This is a genomic window from Clostridium sp. LIBA-8841 (assembly GCF_057782475.1).
Genome location: NZ_CM173488.1, coordinates 2,195,842 through 2,220,621, shown reverse-complemented (window position 1 = coordinate 2,220,621; position 24,780 = coordinate 2,195,842). Strand labels below are relative to the sequence as shown.

Here is a 24,780-nt window from a genome sequence, read left to right as displayed (position 1 = left end):
ATTATTTATTTAGATCTTTTAGGATTTTTACTAAATACATCATGACAGTATATTCCTATCTTTTGTGATATATATCCTAACACATTACCACAAAGCAATGCTGGTACAACTGCTTGCCAATTTCCGTTTAATCCAAAGGTTGAGAAACAACCACAAAATGCTCCTGATATAAATTCGAATTTCTTAAGCTTTGCTTGTATTACCATCATAAAAGAAAAGAATGCTGTTAAAAAATAAGACCAATATTCATTTGGGAAAATAGATGATCCCTTTATAATAAGTAAAGCGTAAATAATACCTGTTGCATTTGAGCAAAGAGATCTAAAAAGACCTTTAGCCATTCCACCTGATGAATAGTAACTAGTCCACCCAACAAATCCAGTCCAACTTACCATTCCAAATACTGCTGCCATCCATGCCCAAACTCCAGATAGTACTCCAACGCTAATTGCTACGAAAAAAAGTACGTCCATAAAACTTTATCCTCCTGTTAGTATCTCCTAAACTTTAATCCTAGTGTTTTTTATCATACCTTAATATTTTATCCAAAAGTAAACCTTTAATCAACTAATTAATTTACAAAAGCTTAATATATAATTTTATTGGAAATTATTAAAAAGTAATATTAAACTAGCTATTAATTTTTTTTAAAACTATTATAATGAATAAAGGCCATAAGCAATTAGTAGTGATAGAGAAAATATATATTTTACTGGCACAAAGCTTAAAAATATGCAAGAATTATATAGTAATAAGATTAATAAGTTATTAATAAATAATATTAGTTAATATAAAAAAAAGACTATATTTTAAACTAATATTTATTTTAGATATATATAATCAATATTTATTTAAAATATAGATAAGTGGAAAAGAAATAAAGAAAAGGAGAGGGAAAAGTGAGTTTTTATAGCAAATATTTTAAGAGATATAAGCTTCCTTTTTTAACTGCTATAATTTGTGTAACTATGGAAGCTATATGTGATTTACTTGGACCGACTCTTATGTCTAACATAATTAATTTAGGAATAGATGGAGCAAACCTTTCAAGTGTTTATTACTGGGGAGGATTAATGCTTATAGTTACGGGGCTTGGTGCCTGTTTTGCTATAACTCGTAATATATTAGCTTCTAAGGTTTCTCAAAGAGTTGGTGCAGATTTAAGGTATGATTTATTTAGAAAAATATTATATTTTTCGGAAAATGGATCAGATAAAATAGAAAGTGGTTCTCTTATTACACGTATGACAAATGATACTTCGCAGATTGTACAATTTATAAATGGAATTATGCGTATATTTCTAAAAGCTCCTATAACTTGTATAGGAAGTATTGTTCTTGCAACAATACTTAATTTCAGGCTTTCTTTAATTATTTATGGAGTTGTAATCATAGTTGTGGGACTTATAGTAGTTAGTATGAAACTTAGTTACCCACGATTTTATAAGTTACAAAAATCAATAGATAAGGTTAACTCTGTAGTTCAAGAATACTTAATAGGAGTTAGGTTAGTTAAGGCATTTTCAACTTATAATAAGGAAGAAGAGAAATTTGGAGAGGCTAATAATACATTAATGAAAAATAGCGTTTCTTCTCAGATGATTATAACAATAGTATCCCCTCTTATTACTTTCACCGTTGGAATAGGAACAGTAATTGTAATATGGATTGGAAGTAAGCTTTTCTCTTTAAATCTTGCAAATCCAGGAGATATAACAGCTTTTACAATATATATGGCACAAATTCTTACCTCTTTAATAATGATAACTAACATATTTAATACTTTTGTTAGAACAAAGGCATCTACTGCACGTATTAAAGAAATATTTAATTGTGAGGATGATTTTACTGAAAAGGGAAAAGTTTCAGAGTTAAAAGGAAAAATAGAATTTAAAAATGTTACTTTTTCTTATCCTAATGGAAGTGGAATACCGGCTATTAATGATTTAAGCTTTTCTTTAAATGCTGGAGAAAAATTAGCTATTATAGGACCAACAGGAAGTGGAAAGTCCACAATAGTTTGGTTATTATTAAAATTTTATGATGTAAATAAAGGAGAAATCTTAATTGATGGAAAGAATATAAAAGACAAGGAGGTAGACCTTCTTAGAAGAAGCATTTCTATTGTGCCTCAAAAGCCAATGTTATTTTCAGGGTCTATTAGTGATAATATCAAATGGGGAGATAAAAATGCTTCAGAAGAGGAAATAAAAGAATCAGCAAAAAAAGCTGAGGCATCTTTTATTTATAATATGCCAGAAGAATTTCAATCTACCTTAGGTAGTGGAGGAGTTAATTTATCTGGAGGACAAAAACAGAGAATTTCTATAGCACGTGGAATTATTAAAAATGCCAAGATACTTATTTTAGATGATGCCACTAGTGCTTTAGATGCAGTTACGGAGAGTAAAGTTAGAGATAATATTAATTCCTATATGAAGGATGAAACTGTTATTACTATTACTCAAAGATGTGGAACAGCTATGGCTTCAGATAAAATTTTAGTTATGGATAATGGAGAAAATGTTGGATTTGGAACTCATAGTGAACTGATGAAAAGCTGTGATATTTATAGAGACATTTATAGAACTCAAATAGAAAGTAGCAAGGAGGCATAAATTATGGGAGAAACATATAACAAATCACAAGCAAAAATGCCTTCTATGGGAAAAGGTGGTGGAGGTCCTAATAGGTTTGCTCCTAAAGCTAAGCCTAAAAATGCTAAAGGAACTTTACTTAGAATAATTAAAATATATATGAGATGGGGAAAAACTATATTTTTAGCTATATTTTTAACTGTTATTTCATCAATTATAACAGTAAGTATTCCTTATTTTGTTGGTAAAACATTTAATTATTTTGATATAAGTACAAGAACTGTAAATACCAAAATAATTATGTGGATTTTAATTATTATAGTAGCTCTTTATTTATCTAACTTTATAATATCAAGTGTTAATGAAATAATTATGTTAAAAGTATCTCAAAAGTTGGTACATGCTTTGAGAACAGAGTTCTTTCGTAAAATGCAGCATCTTCCTTTAGATTTTTATGATAAGAGGTCTCATGGTGATACTATGAGTAGAATTACTAATGATGTAGATAATATTAGTTCTACTTTAGCTCAAACTACTACACAACTTATATCAAGTGCTTTAATCTTGATTGGATCATTTTTAGTAATGATAAACTTAAATTTTTATCTTACATTAGTTGTACTTTTATGTATTCCTTTAGTAATTTTATTAACTAAAATAATAGCCTCTAAAAGTAAAGCTTACTTTTTATCTCAACAAAGAAGTCTTGGTACTTTAAATGGAGTTATTGAAGAAAATATTTCAGGATTAAAAATGGTTAAAGCCTTTGGAAAGCAAGAGGATGTATTAGAAGATTTTAAAGCAATTAATGAAAAGTTATATAAAAGTAGTAGTAAGGCACAAATATGGTCAGGGTTTATGATGCCTTTAATGAATGTTATCAACAACTTTATATTTGCTGTAGTTGCCATTGTAGGAGGAGTTTTATCAGTAGCATTTGGATTAGAGGTAGGAACAGTTGTAAGTTTTTTAAGCTATTCAAAACAGTTTTCTAGACCTTTAAACTCCTTAGCAGGAATGTTTAATACAATTCAATCTGCACTGGCTGGAGCTGAAAGGGTTTTTGAAATTTTAGATACTGCAGAAGAGATAAAGGATGTAGAAGATGCAGTAGAATTACAATCAGCACAGGGAAATGTAGAGTTTAAAAATGTAAGTTTTTCTTATGATAAATCAAAACCAATATTAAATGATATAAGTTTTGATGTTAAGCCAGGTGAGGTAATTGCCTTAGTTGGAGAAACAGGAGCAGGAAAAACTACTATTGTTAATCTTCTTACACGTTTTTATGATGCAGATAGTGGGGATATTCTTATAGATAATAAATCTATAAGAAAGTTAAAGAGAAATAGTCTTAGAAAATGCTTTTCTGTAGTGCTTCAAGACACATGTTTATTTACAGGAACAATTATGGATAATATAAGATATTCTCAAAGTTCTGCTTCTGATGAGGATGTAATTAAAGCATCAAAAATAGCTCATGCTCATGAATTCATAAGTAAATTACCAAAGGGGTATTACACTATGGTTTCAGGATCTAATGATAATTTGAGCCAAGGACAACGTCAACTTATAGCTATTGCAAGAGCTGTTTTATGTGATAGTCCTATACTTATTTTAGATGAAGCAACTAGTAGTGTGGATACTAAAACAGAGAAGGATATTCAAAATGCTTTAGTTAAATTAATGAAAAATAGAACGAGCTTTTTAATTGCTCATAGACTTTCTACTATTAGAGATGCTGATAATATTATGGTTGTTGGAGATGGAAAGATTCTTGAAAGTGGAAACCATAAGAGTTTAATGGATAAAAAGGGATATTATTATGAGATGGTAATAAGCCAAATGGGAAATTAGATGAATCATGAAAAGATAAATTATAAATGCATGAATATATCTTAATCTAAGATACATTCATGTGTTTTTTTTATTTATAAAGATTTATAGGCATATTATAAGCAATATAGAGATTCATAGGGCTAGAATTTGATTATTATAAATTTAGGTGATATAATTACCTAGGTAATTATTACCTAGGTAATTAAATGAAAGGTGGAATAAAAATGGATTTGTACGGACATAAAGTAAATCAGTTAGCTAGAAATTTTACAAAGAAACTAAATGAAAAGATTGCTCCTCTTGGTCTATATTCATCACAGTGGGGTATTATATTATACTTACATGAAAAAAATCAGTGTACCCAAATTGAACTGTGTCAATATCTTGGGGTAGAGGCTCCAACAATTACTAGGACATTAACTAGAATGGAGGAAATGGGATTAGTAATCCGAAATGAAGGAAAGGATAAGCGTGAAAGAATTATAAAGTTAACAGAAAAAGCTTATGAAATGTTTCCTAAATGGAATGAAGAAGCTAAGAATATAGAAATAGAGGCTATAAATAATATTGATAAAGAAGAACTAGAGACTTTTAATAGTGTTTTAGAGAAAATGATGAATAACTTAGATTAATAATATGAATTTAATAGAAATTATAAATTAATAAAAAAGGAGTGTACATGGATAAAACTATAATAAAACAATTGTTTAAAATTAATAAAACTCCTTTTCCTTGGCAAAGAGCAATAAATGCTGGAATATGTGCAGGATTTCCAGTAATTATAGGTGTTTTGATAAATCAAATTCACTTAGGGTTATTGGCTGGAATAGGAAGTTTTTCATATTTATACGTTATAAATGAACCATATGCTCGGCGTGCAAAAAAAATATTTTTTTGTGCTCTTGGTATTAGCTTGTCAGTTGCATTAGGAACTTTATTAGCACCATATCCAATACTTATTATCTTAATGGTAGGTTTTATTGGAGGAATTGCAATTTTTATATTTGGTGTTCTTAAAATACAAGGTCCTTCTGCAATGTTTTTTGTATTAAGTTTTTTAGTATCAACAGGAATGCCTATTAATCAATCAGAAGTCTTTATACGATTTTCTGTAGTACTTATGGGTGGGCTTTTTTCATGGTTAATGAGTATGAAAGGATATTTTTTAAATCCACATGGTCCTGAAATAAAAGTGATTAAAAAACTTTATTTAACCTTAGCAGATTTTAGCGAAGCTATTGGTAGTGAAAATATTAATGATATGCGAAATAGAACTGTAAATGCTTTAAAGGAAGCAGAAGAAATTCTTTTAACAGGATATATTCCATGGAAGAATTCATTCTTATTTAATCGATTATCTCTTTTAAATGAAGAGGCAAATAAATTATTTTTAGAAATGCTTGAGTTACATGTCAATAAAAATAAGAAATTACCAAAAGAATTTAGTGATATGATAAGAAAATTATCTATGGCAATTGATTTTAAGGATGAAGAAAAAGTTAAAATAGTTCCTTATAAGAATTTAGATAAGGATTATGATAAATTTTTACAAATAATCTATGATACTGAAGCTATTATTAATCTACCATTAACATACATTGGAAGAGGTATTAAGATTTCAAAAACTTCAATAATTAGGAAATTTACGAGAGCTTGCAATAAGGATTCAATAGTATTTATTAATGCAGTTAGATATGGAGCTGTTCTTTCCATATCAGGCATAATAGCATTTAGCTTACCATTTTCAAGACCTTACTGGATACCTCTATCCTGTGCTGCCGTCATGTCAGGTTCAACTGTTATATCAACCTTTCATAAATCTATCCAGAGATCCTTTGGTACGATTATTGGATTAATCATAGCTATTATTATTTTGAAAATTCAACCAGAAGGCTTTATGATAGCTATAATTAATATGCTTTTAACAGCACTAATAGAGCTTTTTATTGTGAAAAATTATGGCATAGCAGTAATGTTTGTCACGCCAAATGCTTTACTTATAGCAGAAGCATCAACTCAAATACATAATGTTACTTATTTTGCAACAGCACGTATTACGGATATATTAGTTGGATCTGCTATTGGATTAATTGGTACTTATATTATTGGACGTCGTTCAGCTTCTAGTAGATTACCAGATTTAATAGTAAAATTAATAGATAGTCAGAAGAAATTACTAGTTCTTTTATCAACTAATAATAAAGAAAGTAAGAATGATATGACAAAAGATATGAAAGAAAAAATGGGATTAGACCTTATGAATCTTAAGGTTGCATATAATACCGCATTAGGTGAGATACCTCGTAATGAGGAAATGCTTGAAATGATGTGGCCTGTATTTTTTTCATTAGAGCATATTAGTTACTTACTTGACCAATATTGCACAACCAAGGGATATTTAAGCCTAGCTGATGAGGAATTATCACAAATGTTACTTGTATTAGAGAAAATAGCAATATCTATTGAACAGAGAATAGATATAAAACCTAAAAAAGTTTCTAATATAGAAGAAATATCTCAAATTTGTGAAGAATTTAATGCAGTTCAAGAAGCACTGACTATAAAAAGTGGCTACTAGAAGAATATAAGTTTATGTAAAATATAGTGCTCTTATTAAAGAAAATTATACTGTGTTTTTAATTTGAATGTATATTATTATGAGATGGTAATGAGTCAAATAGGAAAGATAAAAAAATAAAAATATATGAAGTCTAAAATTCACAATAATCTTATTGTGAATTTTTTTGTTTTGTAAGTAGGTAATTAAGTTAAAAATTTAAAAATGATAAAAGGATAGTTTATTAAAAACATAAATAGTTAAGTCTATATATTTGTAGATCATAAAGAAGTGTATATAGAATATATGAATATATTGAGGATAAAATATAATTGTTGTAAAAAAAATTAAGGTTCATAAATATAAAATAAGACTATATATGACTAGTTTAGAGTTTAATATATGAAATGAATACATAATATTATTGTTTTATGTATTTATAAATCAATAATTAAGTTAAGGAAGGAGTGTAGAAATGAATAGTTTTTTAAAACAAGCTGAACAAATAAAAGAAGACTTAATAGAGTATAGAAGAACAATACATAGAAATCCAGAGGTCGGTTCAGAATTGCCTAAAACTAAAGCTTATGTAATTAATAAATTAAAAGAGTTCGGGTATGAACCAAAAGAAATTTGTGAAAGCGGAATAGTGGCAACTATAGAAGGAAATAATCCTGGGAAAACATTTTTATTAAGAGCAGACATGGATGCATTACCTATGAAAGAATCTACTGAATGTGATTTTAAATCAGTTAACGGTTGTATGCATTCTTGTGGACATGATATGCATACTACTATGCTTTTAGGAGCTGCTAAATTGCTTAAAGAAAATCAGGATAAAATTGAAGGTAGTATTAAATTAGTATTTCAACCAGATGAGGAAGGATTCACTGGGGCTAAAAAAATGATAAAAGCGGGAGTACTTGAAAATCCTAAGGTTAATGTGGCAATGGCCATGCATGTTCACTCAGGAACACCTTCAAATGTAGTGTTATATGGTCTAGGAGGACCTAGTATAGCTGGATGCAATAGGTTTAGAATAGTTGTAAAAGGAAAAGGATGCCATGGAGCAATGCCAGAAACAGGAGTAGATCCTATAAACATAGCTGCACATATATACATATCTTTACAAGAAATTTTAGCTAGGGAGACATCTGCTACTGAACCAGCAGTATTAACAATTGGAAAGTTTGCTGGTGGAGATGCACCAAATATAATACCTGAAGAAGTGATCATGGAAGGTACGATAAGAAGTTTAAATAAAGAATTAAGTAAATTTATTTTTGATAGAATGAATGATATAGTAATATCAACGGCAAAAATGTTTAGAGGTGAAGCTAAATTGATTGAATTATCATCAGTGCCACCTTTAGAAAATAATACAACTCTAGCTACTGAACTTGGGAGCTACATAAAAGATATAGTTGGTGAAAACTCTATTATTTCTTTTGAAGGTGGTGGAATGGGATCAGAAGATTTTGCATCTTATTCATATAAAGTACCTAGTGCTTACTTTATGCTAGGGGCAGGTACAAAAGAAGAAAATGAATTATATGGGTTACCAATGCATAATGATAAAGTTACATTTAATGAAGATATATTAGTTACTGGTGCAGCTATTTATGCATATAGCGCAATTATGTGGTTAAAAAATAATAAGTAATAATCTTTTCAATAGATAAAATATAAGATAAATAAACTATAATAAAAATAGTTATAAAGTTTTGTTTTAAGATTAACCAATGTGCACATTAATATAATTATTTGTACATTGGTTAATTGATTTAAAAGAAATTAACTAGATAATAATTTATAGTGAGGTAATATACAAATGAGGATATTAGAAATATTATTTTTCTTATTAAAAAGTAATTCTAAAGTTACAATAAAAGAATTAGCAACAATGTTTGAAGTATCACCTAAGACTATACAAAGGGATTTAGACAAGCTATCTATTTTAGGTATTCCTATAATTACATATAGAGGAGTAAATGGAGGAATAAAATTAGACGAAAATTATATAATAGCTAAGTATATTCTTACAGAAAGTGATTATAAAAATTTAATATTATCATTATATATTTCTGAAAATATAATACAAAATTTAAAGAAAGCAGATCTTATTGAAAAATTTAAACTTGTTAATAATAAAAAGTGTACTGAAGTATTAGATGAAGTAAAGAATAGATTTATAATAGATTTAAAAAAAGAGAATTTTGAAATTAAAGATAGTAGATATGAGATTATTAATAAAGCTTTAGATAATAAAAACTTTATAGTATTAGATATTAATGGATCAATATTTGAGGTTTTTCCAATTTCTTATGTTTTAAAAAATGAAGGGTTATATTTATATTGTTATGATATTGAATATAAATTAATTTTAATAGATATTATATCCAATATTTCAGAGTGTAAAAAAGTTTACAGTGGATCTATAATTAAATATGAAGAAAATATAAAAATTTATTCTTAATTAAATGAAAAAGTAAGGGAATAAAACATGATAGTTGTAGACAAGCTTAATAATTACATAAACTATCGTAATAGACAAGGTATAAATCTACAAAAAAAGATGATTTCAGTAAATTTCTGAAATCATCTTTTTTATATCTTAGTTTATACAATACATTTTTAATAGTGTAAATTATTCTTTCTTCTTTGCCTTTATTCTAAAAGTACTGTATTGAGAAGGAATATAGTATTTGTTGAATAATATTGGTGGAGAATAATCATTAGGATATAATGTTTCTAAAATTAGATCACATTGGTCTCCACCAATAAGTTTATATTTTTGATTTGGTGGATTACCAGCGGATGAATGTTTTATTTCTAGAATAGAACTTTCTGCTACTTCATAAGACTTATTTTCAAGGAAATCTAATAATTGAGCTTCATCATTTAAATCTATATTCATTTCTTTTATTGTTTCAACAGATACAAAGGTAAATGCATAAGCTAAAACTTTGTTATTACCTTTATAATAACGCTCGCAAGCAACAACCGCTGGAGATTCTTTTTCTAAGACTTGTCTTGTATAATCACTTTCAAGTTCTAAACGAAATATCAATTCAACATCGTCAATTTTTTCGTTATGACATTTATATATGGGGTTACCTATTAACTCTAAAAAATCTTGTTGAGTACATTTTTCAGGAGAAGTTATAAAATTCCCTTTACCATGTATGTTTTTTACTAGACCATCATCCTGTAATAATGCCAGTGCTTGACGTAAAGTCATACGACTAACTCCAAACATTTTTGCTAGTTGAGGTTCTGATGGTAATTTTGAATTTAAAGGGAATTTACCACCAATAATCATCTTATATAATTCATCATATACAAATGTATATAGTAATTTTTTTGAATTTTTAATATCTTTTGGAGTGATTTTCATTTTAACACCTTACTTATTATAAAAATTTATACTTAATAAAAATAGTATATCATATATTCACATTTCTTTGAATAAAGCAAAGATAATATAAGGGTGAATATAAGTATTTTAGACAAGTTGATTCTAGAAAAAATATATTTTCCAGTGTAAAGCATTGTAACTATGTTAAAATAAGGATTTAAAAGAGTGTTGAAATCGAAATCAATATGTGTTAGTATTAACTTGTCTAAAATATTAATAAAAATTAGACAAGTTCTATTTGAGATTAAACAAGATTTTCTTTGTTTAATCTGTAAACGATTATTGGGAAAGGATGAAGTTAAAGAAAAATAGACAAGCTTAAACAAATTAATTTGTAAACGATTGTTCAGAAACACAAATGAAAAGGAAAAAGAGAGGGATACAAAATGGAAGTTTCACTTAATACGTCAAATAATGTTGAGGAGGTAAACATTAAAAAAGCGGTACCAGCAGTATTGTCTTTAATGATTTTTGCGTTGGTTATTGATAATTCATTTAAAATTATTTCGCCAGATTTAGCTAAGGCTTTTAATATATCAGCTAGTACTGTTAGTTGGCAAGTAACTTTAGCTGGATTAGTCATTGGTATTGGAGCAATTGTATATGCTTCTTTATCAGATTCAATAAGTGTTAGAACACTATTATCAATAGGAATTTTATTAATATGTGTTGGTTCATTGCTAGGTTTTATTTTTCAAAAGTCATTTTTAATGATAGTTATTTCAAGAATAATTCAATCAGCAGGATTAGGAAGTGCAGAAACCTTATATGTAATATTTGTAGCAAAATATTTTAAAGAGAGTGAACATAAGAAATATTTAGGATTTAGTACAAGTAGTTATGCTATTTCACAAGTAATTGGTACTATTACAGGTGGATATATATCAACATATTTAAGTTGGCAAGTGTTATTTTTAATTCCACTATTAACTTTAATAATATTACCTTTTATTTTAAAGTATATTCCTAAAGAAAAAGCTAAAGCTGGGAATATTGATTTTATAGGATTTATATTAGTTGCATCAGTTGCAGCAACACTAATGCTTTTTGTTTCAGAATTCCAATGGATATTCTTAGTTGGATTTATAATTGCACTTGTATTATTCCTTACATACATAAGTAAAAATAAAAATGCTTTTATCAGTATTAAATTTTTTACAAACAGAAACTTTATATCAGTATTATTTGTAGCTTTTGTTATATATAGCGTACAACTTGCATTTATATTTATGTTCCCATTTTTAGTTGAATCTATATATCACTATAGATTGGATCAAATTTCATTACTTTTAGTTCCTTCATATGTTTTAGCAGCTACTGTAGGAGCTTTATCAGGAAAAGTTGCAAAGAAAATTGGAAGTAAACAATGTATTCAAATGGCTATAATAGGAATAGCAATTAGTCTTGTTTTAGGAGCCTTCTTCATAGAAACATCAGTATTAGTATTTGTTTTTGTAATGATACTATTTTCATGTTCATTTGCTTTAATGTATGCACCTATGATTGATACATTAACAAGAACAATACCTAAAGAAAAAACAGGAACTGCTATTGGATTTTATAATTTCTGTTTAAACATAGCTGCCTCAATAGGTATAACATATGTAGCAGTATTTATGGAATCTAAATCTTTAGGAAAAAATATTACTGGTCTTTTCAATAATGCAATAGCTATACAATATAGTAATGTATTATTAGCATTAGCAGTTATTTCTGCAGTAGCATTTTTATTATATTGGAGTTTAATTGGAAGAAGAGAGAAGACTGAAAATAAATAAATTTTTATCATAAAACCTCAATAGTACAGAGATGTATTATTGAGGTTCTTCTTTTATATCTACTATTGTTGGGTGGCCCTTATGAAGAATGAGGATTTAGTAAGATAAATAACAAGGAAAAAACAAATTTAAATTAATATTTAAATTTTATATATAATTTTTAGCTATAACACTAAGAATAATATAGTATTGAATGATAAATATAAATATTATAGGAGGTGAGAAAAATGGGTAATAAACATAGAAATAGTAAAAAGAAAATGGCATCTTTAGGACTCAGAAAAGATGAAAATGGAGATTATAAATATATTGATCCTAATGATACAACTTCAGAATTTGTTCCAGTAAGAAATAAGATGTCAAAGTCTCTAAAGGATTAATAATTATACATAAAAACCTCTACAATACAAAAATGTATTGTGGAGGTTTTTCTTTTATTATAATATAGAGAAGAATTTAAGGATAAAATTTATAGCAAAGAAAATTAGCTTTTAAAGCATAAAGGAGAATTTATGGAAAGTACATGGGAGAAAAAGTGGATAGAGGACATTGATTATTTAAAGGAAGAACTTAAGAAAAAACATAAAAATCTATTTGCTTATACAGAGGAAGAAGTCTTTAATAAGAAAATAGAGGATTTAAAGAAAATAGTTAATGAGTTGGATTATGAGGAAATGAAGGTGGAAATATCAAGAGTTGTGGCTTCTCTTAAGGATGCGCATACTTCACTAATATTTCCTGCTAAAAGATTTATTCCATTAAAATTTTATTATTTCAATGATGGAATATATATTATAAATACTTCTAAGGACTATGAAAATCTGCTATTTAAAAAGGTTATAGCCATAGAAGGTATGAAAATAGAAGAGGCATTAGAGGAGCTTTCTAATATTATTTCCTTTGAAAATGAGTATTTCTTTAAGGCACAAAGTATGAAATATCTCCAAATAGCAGAAGTTTTGTATGGACTTTTGATTGTTGATAATATGGATAAAATAAAAATAACCTTAGAGGATGGAGACTATGAGGTTTTAACATGCTCTATTGAAAACTTAGTTTATACAAATGAGAGACTCCCTATATATGCTAAACATGATTCCGAGAATCTTTGGTTTGAAATTTTAGAGAGTGGAGAGTTATATATAAAATATAATAGTTGTAGGGAGTATGGAGAGGAAAGTATAGATAAAAAAATTGAGAATATAATAGCTTTAATTGAGGAGAAAAATATACAAAGAGTAACTGTAGATATAAGAAACAATTTAGGTGGAGATTCAACCCTACTCACTCTATTAATAAATTATATAAAGAATAATGAAAAGATAAATAATAAGGAGAATTTAAAAGTGGTAATAGGAAGAGAAACCTTTTCTTCAGCTCTTTTAAATGCTTATAGCTTTAAAAATGACACCAATGCAAAAATAATTGGGGAGCCTAGTGGAGGAAAGCCTAATTGTTATGGTGAAATTTTAAGAATTACATTACCGAATAGTAAGTTTGTAGTTACTTATTCTACAAGATTTTATAAACTTATTGAGGATGATTCAGTTATGGCTCTTTATCCAGATGAAATTATTTTAGAATCAATAGAAGACTACATTAAGTAATTAGATAATTTAGTGAAATAGATTTAAGTATAAACACATGAATATCTTAGATTAAGATTTTCGTGTGTTTTTTTATTTGAATTTTTTTAATTATTCAATTTCTAAAGTTTATTCAAAGATTCTCTTAATACTAGCTATAAGTTTTATTGGTGAGTTATTTTGATATAGCCTTTTTTTATGAATTTTAATAGTATTAGTATCCTTATTGTGAATAAAATTTATGTCGTATTAAAGGTTAGGAAATTATCCTGAAAGTATAAATCTACAATTAAATTAATATATTGACATAAAAGTATATAAATGGTAAAGTGGTTTTGATGTAAAGTATAATTAAAAATTGAAAATGGGAAATTAAGGGGGAAAAAGAATGCGGAAAGAAAGTAACAAACTAATTTGGCTTGTTAGTAGAGTTATGACTTTAGTCATGATGGTAACTTTATTATCAGGCTTACCTGTTAAAAATGTACTAGCTACTGAGATGAAGGAAACAAAGGGTTCAGAATATGAAATCTATCCAATTCCTCAAAGTATAGAATATGGAAGTAGTGTAGTAAATTTAACGAATGATGCTAATGTCATATTTGAAGAGGGAATTGATCAGGCTACAAAAAATAGACTAATAGAAGTTTTATCAATTAAGGGAATTAATCATGAAGTAAGTAATGAGATAAAAGAAGATAAAACAAACTTCCTAGTTGGAATAAACAACTCAGAAGAGATTGTAGATAAATACTTTACAGAAAATAATTTAGTAGATGATGCTCACTTTGAAAAGAATGATGCACATATGGTATCTGTTAAGGGAAATGTAATTGCCGTATTAGGTAAAAATACTGATTCAGCATTTTATGGTATTACATCTTTAAAAGCAATATTTAATCAATTAGAAGGAAATGAATTAAAGGAATTATTTATTAAAGATTATTCAGATGGTCAATGGCGTGGATTTATTGAGGGATATTATGGAATTCCTTGGAGTAATGAAAACCGTATGGACTTAATGAAATTTGGTGGAGACTTTAAGATGAATGCATACATCTTTGCTCCAAAGGATGATGAATATCACAGTCTTAAATGGAGAGAACCATATCCAGCAGAAAAATTAGCTGAAATTGAAGAGATGGTTGAAGTTGGAGCTGCAACAAAGAATAAGTTTATATGGACAATACATCCTTTCTTAAAAGATGGAATGAATTTTGATTCTGAAGAAAATTATAAATCTGACTTAGAAAAAATAATAGCTAAGTTTGAACAATTATACAGTGTTGGAGTACGTCAGTTTGGTGTTCTTGCAGATGATGCTGAAGGAGATGCTTCAAATCAAGTACAACTTATGGAAGACTTAGAAAAGTGGCGTTTAGAAAAAAAAGATGTATATGAATTCATATTTGTTCCTAAAGTTTACACAAAGGAATCAGCAGGTGGAGATGTTAATAACGAATACTTAAATACTATTGGTACAATGCCAGAAAGTATTGATATCATGTGGACTGGTGATGTAATACTTGGATATGTAACTCAAGATACATTTGAATTCTTTGAACAAGCTGTAGGGCGTCAAGCATTTATGTGGCTAAACTGGCCTGTAAATGATATAAACAACAAGCGTTTATTAATGGGTAAGGGAGAAATGTTAGATCCAACAGTTACAAACTTTAAAGGGATTGTAACTAACCCAATGCAAGAAGCTCAAGCTTCAAAAGTATCATTATTCGCTATAGCTGATTATGGTTGGAACAGAGCAGATTTTGATGTTGATAAGAGTTGGGAAGATTCTTTCAAATATATAGATCCAGATGCAAGTGAAGAATTACATACATTTGCAAAACATATGAGTGATCCAGCTCCAAACTGGCATGGGTTATCTTTAGAAGAATCTGAAGAATTAAGACCAACAATAGAAGAGTTTACAAGAAAGTTATGGGCTAATGAGTCTATAATAGACTATAGTAAAGTTATTTTAGATGAATATCAAGAGATTTTAGATGCAACTAATAATTTTGCAACTAAATCTAAGAATGAATTATTAAAAGGTGAAATTAAAGGGTGGGTTGATTCTTTAAGAGATTTAGCAGAATCAACTATAGCATATATAAATGCTGCTGTAGCCTTTGAAAAGGGTAACTATGAGCAAGCTATAAAGTATTATGTTTTAGGAGAAGATGAGTACACTGCTTCAAGATCTCATAGAACACCAGTATTAAATGGACAATCTAGACCAGAACCAGGTACAAGACATTTAATACCTTTTGCAAAAGACTTATCTAAAATTATAGGAGATAATATTGATCAAGTTATAAATCCAGACACTAAGAAGTTAACACTTCGTCCTTATACGAATATGAGTCCATTATATTGGGGACATGTTCAAAGTATAGCTGATGGAGATAATACTAGATATTCATGTATGTGGATACGTAATGCAGCTAAAGAGGGAGACTATGTTGCCGTAGAATTAAATGAAGTAACTGAGGTTAATAGTATTATATTTGAGCAAGGTCAAGACGAAGGAGATGCATTTAACTATGGAAAGTTCCAATATTCAATGGATGGTGAAAATTGGACAGATGTAGATGGTGTTGATTATGGACCACAGATGCATAAGATTGTTGTAGAAGATTTAGACATAACAGCTAAATATTTAAGATTTATTCCTACTAAGGAAATATTAAATAACTGGATAGCTGTTAGAGAATTCTCTGTTAATAAAAAAGATGAAAGCAATATGAAGTTAGAAGCTTATACTAATGTAGAAGAATTAGAAGAAAACCAAGTAAGTGTATCAGAGGAAAAAGCTTCACTTGTAGAATTAAATGATGTTAAATTATCAGAAGGCCAATATATTGGAATTAAGTTAAATAAACTTAGAGAAATTACTAATATAACTGCTGACTTCACAAAAAATGATGAATTAGTATTAGAGTCATCAATTAATGGAGTAGAATGGACAGAAATAAAAAATCTATCTGAAGTTATAAATGCTCGTTATGTTCGTATTTTAAATAATACAGATAATGATATAACTTTTGATTTAAATAAATTAGAAGTTGAGTATTCAAATAATGATGTTAATTTTGATATTAGACCAACAGCAGAAGCCAAGTTTGAACCCAAGAATTTAATTGATGGAAAGTTAAATACTGCATTTAAGCCATTAGGAAGTGCTCCTAAAACAGGTCACTTAACTTACAGACTTTCTGACAGAACAGATATTAAAAACTTTACAATAATACAAAATCCAAATACAATTTCTAATGCAACAGTATCTGTAAGAAATGAAAATGGATGGGCAGAAGTAGGAAGCTTAGATAAGAGCTTTAATGAATTTAGTACAGCAGCATTTGAGAATGTATTTGAAATAAAAGTTGAGTGGGATGGTTTTGCACCAACTCTTCATGAAATAGGACTTTCAACAATTAAAGAAGAGGTTCAGGTAGATAAGTCTAAATTAGAAGAGGTAATTAAGGAAGCAGAAGATCTTGAAGAGGAAGATTATACAAAAGAATCTTGGACTAACTTACAAGAAAAATTAAATTTAGCTAAAGGAGTTTTAGGTAAAGAGGATGCTACTCAAGAAGAAGTAGATAATACAGTAAAAGCTTTAAGTGAAGCAATTACTGGATTAGTTAAAAAAGATGATGCTGAAGGTCCTGTGGATCCTGAAGAGCCAGAAAATCCAGAAGAACCTGAAGAGCCAGAAAATCCAGAAGAACCTGAAGAGCCAGAAAAACCGGAACAACCAGAAGAACCTGAGAAGCCAGAAAATCCAGGAGATTCTGAAGAACCAGAAAATCCGGAAAAACCTGAGGGTAGCTTACCAAACACTGGAGGAGCTTCATCATCAGTATTCTTACAATTAGGATTAGCTATGATGGCATCAGGAACTTTTGTTTTAAAGAGAAAGAAAAAGTAATAACTTTTGTTGATTGATAAAAAAGGAAATTTGTAATAAGAAAACTGCGTAGGTTTATAATCTACGCAGTTTTTTTTATAAGTTAAAATAACAAATAATCTAAATTTTTCGTGAGTTTAAAGAATTAATATCTAGAACTAGTTACAATATATTTATACTTATAAATATAAAGAAACATATTAAAATCATTCATTAAAAAAGCCTTAAATAAATTATTGATGAGGTTTTTATCTAATAACAAGAAACTTATAATGTATATAATTAAATTGTTTTTGGTTTGATTATGCTGTATAATTATTCTTTGATAAATTTGAATATATGGAAAAAATATCATGGATTTTTAAAAGGTGAAGTGATATCATAATAAATATAATAAAAAATTTATAATTATTATATTTTAATTCAATAAAAGTTATAAAAGATTTTAATGCTTAAAGATGAATTTAAGTAAGGTATCAATTGATTTAAACTAAAAAATACTTCTCAGATTACATTTCTTATTTATACAGTTAATAAAATTTCAAGAGAAAAAATTAACAAGTATAGTGACAATAGGTTTTACTATACAAAATAATATACTTAAAAGGTGACTTTTATATTTAAGTTAATTTTTAAGTAAGAATTTAAATATAACATGTACAAATAAATTATATAAAGCCAAGCAGTTATTGTTTTATATGGATATAGTATAATATTTGTGCATTTTATAGAAAATATAACATTAGGATATATCAATGGATACAGTATTATTCTATTGGTATAAATAAACGAAAGGAGAGATTAGGTATATGAAAAAGAAATTACCTAAAGAGGCTTATGGCGGTGTAAGTGGAAAGGATTATGTTCCATATTTCACTGGTAAATCAAAAAATGGAGTTAATCTGCCTGTATTAATAATAGGTATAATATTAGCTGCTGTTTTTGCAGCATCTACTGCTTATTCAGGAATGAAGTCAGGTTTAACTGTTGCTGCTGGTATACCTGGTGCAATTATAGGTTCAGTATTTGTAGGAATATTTGCACGTAGTAAAGGTATTCTTGGAAAAAATATAACTCAAGGTATGGCAAGTGGGGGAGAATCCATAGCAAGTGGTATGATCTTTGTACTGCCAGCAATAATATTAATAGGAAGTAATATTACTTTCTTAGAAGGTCTAGCTGTAGGTGTAGGTGGAGTTCTATTTGGTGTAGGATGTCTATCTTTAGTTTACAACTATCTAATAATTGAAGAACATGGAAAACTTATGTATCCTGAATCAATGGCAATATCTGAAACTCTTGTTGCTTCAGAAGGAAGCGAAGATTCAATTAAGTTTATGGGAATTGGATTTGTTATAAGTGGTATCATAAATGTTTTAACAGGATCATTTTTTAATGTAATAAATAATACTGTTACATATTTAGGAAGTAAATTTTATAAGTGGAAATTTTCTACTGAAGTAAACCCACTTTTACTTGGTATAGGATTTATAGTTGGATTGGAAGTATCACTTACTATGTTTGCAGGTTCTATACTAGCTAACTTTGGAATAGCTCCATTAATAGGATATTTCAGTGATATGGCAGAAAAGAGTATGCATTCATGGAATGATGCTTCAATATTAATTCATCAAATGGATGTAAACGCAATATCAGGAAGTTATGTTAAGTACATAGGAGCAGGAATGATGCTTTGTGGTGGTATAATAGGTGCTATAAAACTTATACCAACTATAATAGTTTCCATAAAAGAAACATTAAAAGCAAGTCCGGCTAATGAGGGAAATACTGAGAAAAATAGTGGTGCTATAGTAATACTTTTAGCAGGAGCTGTAATAGCTTTCGTAGCAGGGTTCTTTATTTCTAATAGTATTGGTATGGCTATAGCTGGAGCAGTTGTTTCATTAATATTATCTTTATTATTTGTAATAGTTGCAGGTCGTCTAACTGGTACAATAGGAACATCAAACCTTCCAGTATCAGGTATGACAATAGCTTCATTAGTAATATTAACATTAGTATTCGTTATAATGGGATGGACTGGAAAAGCTGATAATAAAACATTACTTTTATTTGCTACATTTATGGTTGTTGCTATATCAGTAGCAGGTGGATACAGCCAATCTCAAAAAGTAACTTACATAATTGGTGGTAGCAAAAAAGAAATGCAAAATTCTTTCGTACTTGCAAGTATAGTTGGTGTTGTTGTTGTTACTGCAACAATATTAGTACTTTCTAGCCAATTAGCAGTTACTGGAGCAGATGCACCTTTCGCATTACCACAAGCTAACTTAATGTCAACATTAACTTCAGGTATAATGGAAGGTAATTTACCATGGCCTATGATTATTGTAGGAGTAGTTATGGCTTTATTCTTATTCTTAGTAGATTTACCAATAATGACTGTTGCAATTGGATTCTACTTACCTATATCAACAACTTCTATAATTTTAGTAGGTGCATTAATACGTGTAGTTATTGAAAAAATGAGCAAGAGTGATCATGAAAAAGAAGTTAAGGTTTCTAATGGTATAAGTTTATCTTCAGGACTTGTAGCAGGAGGATCTATTGTAGGATTAATAGGAATAGTTCTACAAGTAACAGGAATAATAACACCAAGAACTCCTACTGGTTTTGTAGCTAGTAATGGAATGGCAATAATTGTGCTAATTCTTTTAGTTTTATCAACTGTATTACCTATTATGAGGTCTAAGGTGAAAGATAATGGATAATGACGAACTTTTAAATATGAGATTTAAGATATGTGATAATCTTAAATATGAAGTGGATGAGAATGGAATAGTTACTGTTTTAGAAAAACAGGATCATAAGATTCAAAGATTTTTTAGAAAGTTAAAAGTTAAAATTCCTATGTATAAAAAAATTACTTTTGATGAATATAGTAGTGAGGTATTTAGCCAAATTGATGGAACTAAAACTGTTAAAGAAATTGGTGAAGAGTTAGAAGCTAAATTTGGTGATAAAGTACAACCACTTTATGAAAGATTATTAGTTTTTTTAAATCACATATATTTAAACTGCAAGTATATTGAAAAAATAGAGTAAAAATTACTTTGGGTTTTAATATAAAAAGTTTTTATATTAAATAAAAGTTTATTAGTTTTAGAGTGTTGATATTTAAATAAAGTCAACACTCTATTATTTTTTATTAAAGAATTTCATAAGTCTCTAAAATTATATGGTATATAGGTTATTTTGATTTTTTTACTAATGATAATATTCTTATAGGCACAAATTATTCTTTTAGCATTATATATTCGTTGAGTTTAACTTTAGCAAGTTCTGTTTTCTATGGTTGCAGGTAGAATAAAGGAGTGTAAGAATAGTATTTCAAAAGCGATATTTGAATAAAATTTAAATATTTCTTTACAAATGTTCATAAGGAATTTATAATAAGTATGTTTGTAATTGTGGTGAAAGATATCTATCCACATTTTTATTATTCTAAGATTAAAAAATATAATTACAAATTTGGACTAAAGGTTACTAAAAATAAAAAAACAATCTACTAAAAGTAAAGTGTATTTATTGTACTATATATAGAACATAATAATATTAAACTTGTCGTATTTAAGAAGAAGAATAAAAATGAAATATATTATTGGAGTCATAGGATTAGTTGTTATTTTAGCACTTGCGTGGATTGGTAGTAGTGATAAGAAAAATATAAAATATAAGCCTGTCATTATAATGCTTATTTTACAGTTCATACTTGGCTTTGTCTTACTAAATACTGAATTAGGAAGTTATTTAGTAGGTGGTATAGCAAATGGTTTTGAAGTATTGCTTAAATGTGCCGGAGAAGGAGTGAATTTTGTATTTGGTGGATTAGTTAATGCTAATGAGTTTTCGTTTTTTATTAGTGTTCTTTTACCAATAATTTTTATTTCTGCTTTAATTGGTATTTTACAATATTTAAAAATACTTCCTGTTATAGTGAAATATATAGGATTAGTTTTAAGCAAAATTAATGGAATGGGTAAATTAGAATCTTATAATGCAGTAGCATCAGCTATACTTGGTCAATCTGAAGTATTTATTTCAGTAAAAAAACAACTTGGTTTATTGCCTAAACATAGATTATATACTCTTTGTGCATCAGCTATGTCAACAGTATCTATGTCTATAGTTGGTTCTTATATGGTTCTTTTAGAACCTAGATATGTTGTAACAGCACTTGTTTTAAATTTATTTGGTGGATTTATTATATCATCAGTTATAAATCCATATACGGTAACAGAAGAAGAAGATATTTTAGAAGTTAATGAAGAAAAGAAACAAACTTTTTTTGAAGTCCTTGGTGAATATATTTTGGATGGATTTAAAGTAGCTGTTATAGTAGGGGCTATGTTAGTCGGATTTGTAGCAATAATTGCTATGATTAATATATTATTCAAAGGAATTTTTGGTATTACTTTCCAAGATGCGCTTGGATATGTATTCGCTCCATTTGCATTTTTAATGGGCGTACCTTTAAATGAATCAATACAAGCTGCAAGTGTAATGGCAACTAAATTAGTATCCAATGAATTTGTTGCAATGAATTTCTTAGTAGGTGGAAGTATACATTTATCAGCAAGATCAATAGGCATTGTTTCTGTATTCTTAATTTCCTTTGCAAATTTCTCTTCAATTGGAATTATTTCAGGAGCTGTAAAAGGACTTAATGAAGAGCAAGCAAACGTGGTTGCACGTTTTGGATTAAAACTACTATATGGTGCAACATTAGTAAGTATGTTAACAGCAACTATTGTTGGATTAATTATATAAACATATGTTATGAAAACCCACCACAGATTTGTGGTGGGTTTTACTTATTATTTTATATTTATAAATCTTTATAAAATTCATCTTTAGATTTAAGCATTTCATTAAAAGTATTTTCCGTTTCGTGGAATAACAGATTTTTATTTTTCAATTACTAATCTTACTTTTTTCTTTTTATTTTAGGACTTGAAAATATATGTATATTTTTATGATTTTTCCTATTATTGAAATATAATGATAGAAGCACACTTCAAAAATTTAGAACATATTATAATTTTATAAGATTATAAAGGGAGAGAGTAATATGTATAATACTTATAGGATGTACACATGTCCTTATTGTGCTGATATATCAATGTATGACTCATATGGTATGTATAACACATATTTATGTCCTTATTTCGTTGATACAACAAGTTATAATTATTCAGATGATTTTATGAGGTTTAATGATAGGTATATTCCTTTTACTGATGAATTCGAGTATGGTTCAAGGTTTGTTTCTCCACAATTAGTAAATAGCAATAGGGTAATTGAATTAAAGGATTATGGTCCACAACCCTTTGTAGTTAACATCGATGAAGTTACTAAGCAGAATGAAACTTTTCGTACTGCTTTATGGACAGGAAAGCATCTACAAGTTACCTTAATGAGTATCGATGTTGGTGAGGATATAGGTTTAGAAATGCATCCAGATACTGATCAGTTTATACGTGTTGAAGAAGGTGAAGGACTTGTTCAAACAGGAAGTAATAAGGATAGGGTGGATTTTCAAGCAAAAGTTTCTGATGATTTTGCAATTATGATACCTGCTGGTACATGGCACAATATTATAAATACAGGTAATGAACCACTTAAAGTGTATTCTATCTATGCACCACCTCACCATCCACAGGGTACAATTCATAAAACTAAAGTAGATGCAGAAGCTGCTGAAAAGAACCGCGACTAATTAAGATAATCTATATGCAAGATCATTACAAAGAGAATTTATGTAGATTTATTATTGGTTGAAAAATTATCATACATGTATCCGTCAAAATATATCATTTAGTACCCTGAAATAGTAACTTCAGGGTATTTTTTTGTATTTATCTGTACTAGCTTAATTATTTTTAGGATGATAGCTCCTATAAATTTTTAGTAATGATTAAGTTGCATTGGTTTTAGGCTTATCTAGATTATCAATATTAAAGATTAGAGTTTATTTACATTGCGTTATCTGAAAAAACATTAAAAATTTAATAACATAATTATTAATTTGTAATATATTATATTATGAAGAAAATTTAGAATAATAGGAGGTAACACAATATGTCAAATTGTTGTTGTCCAAATCATGAATCACGCGATTGTTGGTGTCCAAGGAATGAATCACGCGATTGGTGTTGTTGTCCAAAGCGTGAACAAGAAGAATTCAGATCATTAGTATTCAACGCTGGAAGCATGAATAATGGTGCTTTGACTACACCTAATACTGTACCACTTGGAAATGCTAATTCTAATATTAGGATATTGGGGTGGCTTATACCTCAAAATAATACAAGTGAGTTTTCATTAACTTTTAATGTGCCAAAAGATGCTCGTAATGAATGGCAAAGAGCTAAAGTATTTGTTCATTTATTAACTGATAATTCAAATACACCAGTTGGGAATACCTTTGCAATTAGACTTTCATCATTATTCGCTAGAGCTAATGGTGTAGTAAGTGCATCTAATATAATTGTTAATAATAGCGGCAATATTCCAATTCAAAACTCACCAGGTAATTTCCAATATAATCATTATGTTTTAGAGTTTGACTTAAATGATATTATTAGAGCTGAAGATTTTGCATTGTTGAGCGTTTCTCGTATACCAGTTAATAATGACTATACTGGTGCATTACTTTTAACTAGTATAGAATTTAGATATTTAAGTCGTTAAGTATAGAAATTAAGTTAAAATAAGATCAGCTAATAAAAGTCAAGTAAAATATTAAAAATATTTTATTTGAAATTTTGCATGTCAAATAAACCGTTCTAAAAAACGGATTATTGCAGAAAATATAAACAATTAAGCTGTATGGTTAAGATATATTCTACAATGTATTTTAGGATGTCTTTCCTCATACGGCTTTTTATTTTGTAGACAGTATATGTATTTTTTATTAAAAAATTAATTACATATATAAAATACTTAGAGCATAACATTTAGGAAAAGATATTGATATATATAATAATGGAATGACTTCTTTACCTAGTCTAAATATTATTTTATCTATTGTAATAAATAAGAATAAAAATTGACATACTAATTAAAGGG

17 protein-coding genes are annotated in these 24,780 nt (G+C 28.1%); 15 read left to right on the top strand and 2 right to left on the bottom strand.

Going from position 1 to position 24,780, the window contains the following annotated elements; all coding sequences use genetic code 11:
- Window positions 1–5: 5 nt before the first annotated feature.
- The gene (locus AC2A4K_RS09600; protein WP_322502267.1) at window positions 6–473 is read right to left on the bottom strand and encodes a DUF1097 domain-containing protein; all 468 of its coding nucleotides are present in this window, start codon (window positions 471–473) and stop codon (window positions 6–8) included.
- Window positions 474–899: 426 nt separating this feature from the next.
- Here AC2A4K_RS09600 and AC2A4K_RS09595 point away from each other — a divergent pair, with 426 nt between their 5' ends.
- From AC2A4K_RS09595 to AC2A4K_RS09570, 6 genes are all read left to right on the top strand, one after another.
- A complete protein-coding gene (locus tag AC2A4K_RS09595) occupies window positions 900–2,618 on the top strand; it encodes an ABC transporter ATP-binding protein (protein ID WP_322502266.1) in 1,719 nt (572 codons plus the stop codon).
- A 3-nt stretch (window positions 2,619–2,621) separates the two neighbouring features.
- Window positions 2,622–4,454, top strand: a complete 1,833-nt coding sequence (locus AC2A4K_RS09590) for an ABC transporter ATP-binding protein (protein WP_322502265.1) — start codon at window positions 2,622–2,624, stop codon at window positions 4,452–4,454.
- Between the two features lie 206 nt (window positions 4,455–4,660).
- Complete coding sequence (locus AC2A4K_RS09585) at window positions 4,661–5,068, top strand: MarR family winged helix-turn-helix transcriptional regulator (RefSeq protein WP_322502264.1); 408 nt, start codon at window positions 4,661–4,663, stop codon at window positions 5,066–5,068.
- Between the two features lie 47 nt (window positions 5,069–5,115).
- Window positions 5,116–7,014 (top strand): FUSC family protein, encoded by a 1,899-nt coding sequence (locus AC2A4K_RS09580; RefSeq protein WP_322502263.1) that lies wholly within the window; start codon window positions 5,116–5,118, stop codon window positions 7,012–7,014.
- Window positions 7,015–7,468: 454 nt separating this feature from the next.
- Window positions 7,469–8,656 carry a M20 metallopeptidase family protein gene (locus tag AC2A4K_RS09575; RefSeq protein ID WP_322502262.1) on the top strand — a complete coding sequence of 396 codons (1,188 nt, stop codon included), beginning with the start codon at window positions 7,469–7,471 and terminating at the stop codon, window positions 8,654–8,656.
- Window positions 8,657–8,824: 168 nt separating this feature from the next.
- Window positions 8,825–9,469: a helix-turn-helix transcriptional regulator gene (locus AC2A4K_RS09570; RefSeq protein WP_322502261.1), complete on the top strand. Its 645-nt coding sequence runs from the start codon at window positions 8,825–8,827 to the stop codon at window positions 9,467–9,469.
- Window positions 9,470–9,640: 171 nt separating this feature from the next.
- Here the strand turns inward: AC2A4K_RS09570 and AC2A4K_RS09565 are convergent, their stop codons facing one another.
- Entirely contained in the window at window positions 9,641–10,390 is a 750-nt protein-coding gene (locus AC2A4K_RS09565) for a GntR family transcriptional regulator (protein ID WP_322502260.1), read from the bottom strand.
- A 407-nt stretch (window positions 10,391–10,797) separates the two neighbouring features.
- On the opposite strand from AC2A4K_RS09565, the gene AC2A4K_RS09560 reads away from it, so the two are divergent.
- From AC2A4K_RS09560 to AC2A4K_RS09520, 9 genes are all read left to right on the top strand, one after another.
- Window positions 10,798–12,189 carry an MFS transporter gene (locus tag AC2A4K_RS09560; protein WP_322502259.1) on the top strand — a complete coding sequence of 464 codons (1,392 nt, stop codon included), beginning with the start codon at window positions 10,798–10,800 and terminating at the stop codon, window positions 12,187–12,189.
- A gap of 227 nt (window positions 12,190–12,416) precedes the next feature.
- Complete coding sequence (locus tag AC2A4K_RS09555) at window positions 12,417–12,569, top strand: hypothetical protein (protein WP_322502258.1); 153 nt, start codon at window positions 12,417–12,419, stop codon at window positions 12,567–12,569.
- 132 nt (window positions 12,570–12,701) lie between these two features.
- The gene (locus AC2A4K_RS09550; RefSeq protein ID WP_322502257.1) at window positions 12,702–13,796 is read left to right on the top strand and encodes a S41 family peptidase; all 1,095 of its coding nucleotides are present in this window, start codon (window positions 12,702–12,704) and stop codon (window positions 13,794–13,796) included.
- Window positions 13,797–14,163: 367 nt separating this feature from the next.
- Window positions 14,164–17,709: a beta-N-acetylglucosaminidase domain-containing protein gene (locus AC2A4K_RS09545; RefSeq protein WP_322502256.1), complete on the top strand. Its 3,546-nt coding sequence runs from the start codon at window positions 14,164–14,166 to the stop codon at window positions 17,707–17,709.
- 788 nt (window positions 17,710–18,497) lie between these two features.
- Complete coding sequence (locus AC2A4K_RS09540; protein ID WP_322502255.1) at window positions 18,498–20,420, top strand: OPT family oligopeptide transporter; 1,923 nt, start codon at window positions 18,498–18,500, stop codon at window positions 20,418–20,420.
- Window positions 20,413–20,754 carry a PqqD family peptide modification chaperone gene (locus tag AC2A4K_RS09535; RefSeq protein ID WP_322502254.1) on the top strand — a complete coding sequence of 114 codons (342 nt, stop codon included), beginning with the start codon at window positions 20,413–20,415 and terminating at the stop codon, window positions 20,752–20,754. The genes AC2A4K_RS09540 and AC2A4K_RS09535 overlap by 8 nt, the downstream gene beginning before the upstream one ends.
- A 543-nt stretch (window positions 20,755–21,297) precedes the next feature.
- Entirely contained in the window at window positions 21,298–22,479 is a 1,182-nt protein-coding gene (locus AC2A4K_RS09530; RefSeq protein WP_322502253.1) for a NupC/NupG family nucleoside CNT transporter, read from the top strand.
- A gap of 301 nt (window positions 22,480–22,780) precedes the next feature.
- On the top strand, window positions 22,781–23,428 hold the full coding sequence (locus tag AC2A4K_RS09525; protein WP_322502252.1) for a cupin domain-containing protein: 648 nt from the start codon (window positions 22,781–22,783) through the stop codon (window positions 23,426–23,428).
- A 494-nt stretch (window positions 23,429–23,922) separates the two neighbouring features.
- Window positions 23,923–24,402 (top strand): hypothetical protein, encoded by a 480-nt coding sequence (locus tag AC2A4K_RS09520; protein ID WP_488458829.1) that lies wholly within the window; start codon window positions 23,923–23,925, stop codon window positions 24,400–24,402.
- The last annotated feature ends 378 nt before the right edge of the window (window positions 24,403–24,780 follow it).

Bases quoted from the DNA above. Each gene is read 5' to 3' on its own strand.
- AC2A4K_RS09545 (WP_322502256.1), top strand. From the start codon at position 14,164: ATGCGGAAAGAAAGTAACAAACTAATTTGGCTTGTTAGTAGAGTTATG.
- AC2A4K_RS09535 (WP_322502254.1), top strand. From the start codon at position 20,413: ATGGATAATGACGAACTTTTAAATATGAGATTTAAGATATGTGATAAT.
- AC2A4K_RS09560 (WP_322502259.1), top strand. From the start codon at position 10,798: ATGGAAGTTTCACTTAATACGTCAAATAATGTTGAGGAGGTAAACATT.
- AC2A4K_RS09585 (WP_322502264.1), top strand. From the start codon at position 4,661: ATGGATTTGTACGGACATAAAGTAAATCAGTTAGCTAGAAATTTTACA.
- AC2A4K_RS09555 (WP_322502258.1), top strand. From the start codon at position 12,417: ATGGGTAATAAACATAGAAATAGTAAAAAGAAAATGGCATCTTTAGGA.
- AC2A4K_RS09520 (WP_488458829.1), top strand. From the start codon at position 23,923: ATGAATAATGGTGCTTTGACTACACCTAATACTGTACCACTTGGAAAT.
- AC2A4K_RS09550 (WP_322502257.1), top strand. From the start codon at position 12,702: ATGGAAAGTACATGGGAGAAAAAGTGGATAGAGGACATTGATTATTTA.
- AC2A4K_RS09575 (WP_322502262.1), top strand. From the start codon at position 7,469: ATGAATAGTTTTTTAAAACAAGCTGAACAAATAAAAGAAGACTTAATA.
- AC2A4K_RS09600 (WP_322502267.1), bottom strand. From the start codon at position 473: ATGGACGTACTTTTTTTCGTAGCAATTAGCGTTGGAGTACTATCTGGA.
- AC2A4K_RS09540 (WP_322502255.1), top strand. From the start codon at position 18,498: ATGAAAAAGAAATTACCTAAAGAGGCTTATGGCGGTGTAAGTGGAAAG.
- AC2A4K_RS09590 (WP_322502265.1), top strand. From the start codon at position 2,622: ATGGGAGAAACATATAACAAATCACAAGCAAAAATGCCTTCTATGGGA.
- AC2A4K_RS09530 (WP_322502253.1), top strand. From the start codon at position 21,298: ATGAAATATATTATTGGAGTCATAGGATTAGTTGTTATTTTAGCACTT.
- AC2A4K_RS09565 (WP_322502260.1), bottom strand. From the start codon at position 10,390: ATGAAAATCACTCCAAAAGATATTAAAAATTCAAAAAAATTACTATAT.
- AC2A4K_RS09570 (WP_322502261.1), top strand. From the start codon at position 8,825: ATGAGGATATTAGAAATATTATTTTTCTTATTAAAAAGTAATTCTAAA.
- AC2A4K_RS09580 (WP_322502263.1), top strand. From the start codon at position 5,116: ATGGATAAAACTATAATAAAACAATTGTTTAAAATTAATAAAACTCCT.
- AC2A4K_RS09525 (WP_322502252.1), top strand. From the start codon at position 22,781: ATGTATAATACTTATAGGATGTACACATGTCCTTATTGTGCTGATATA.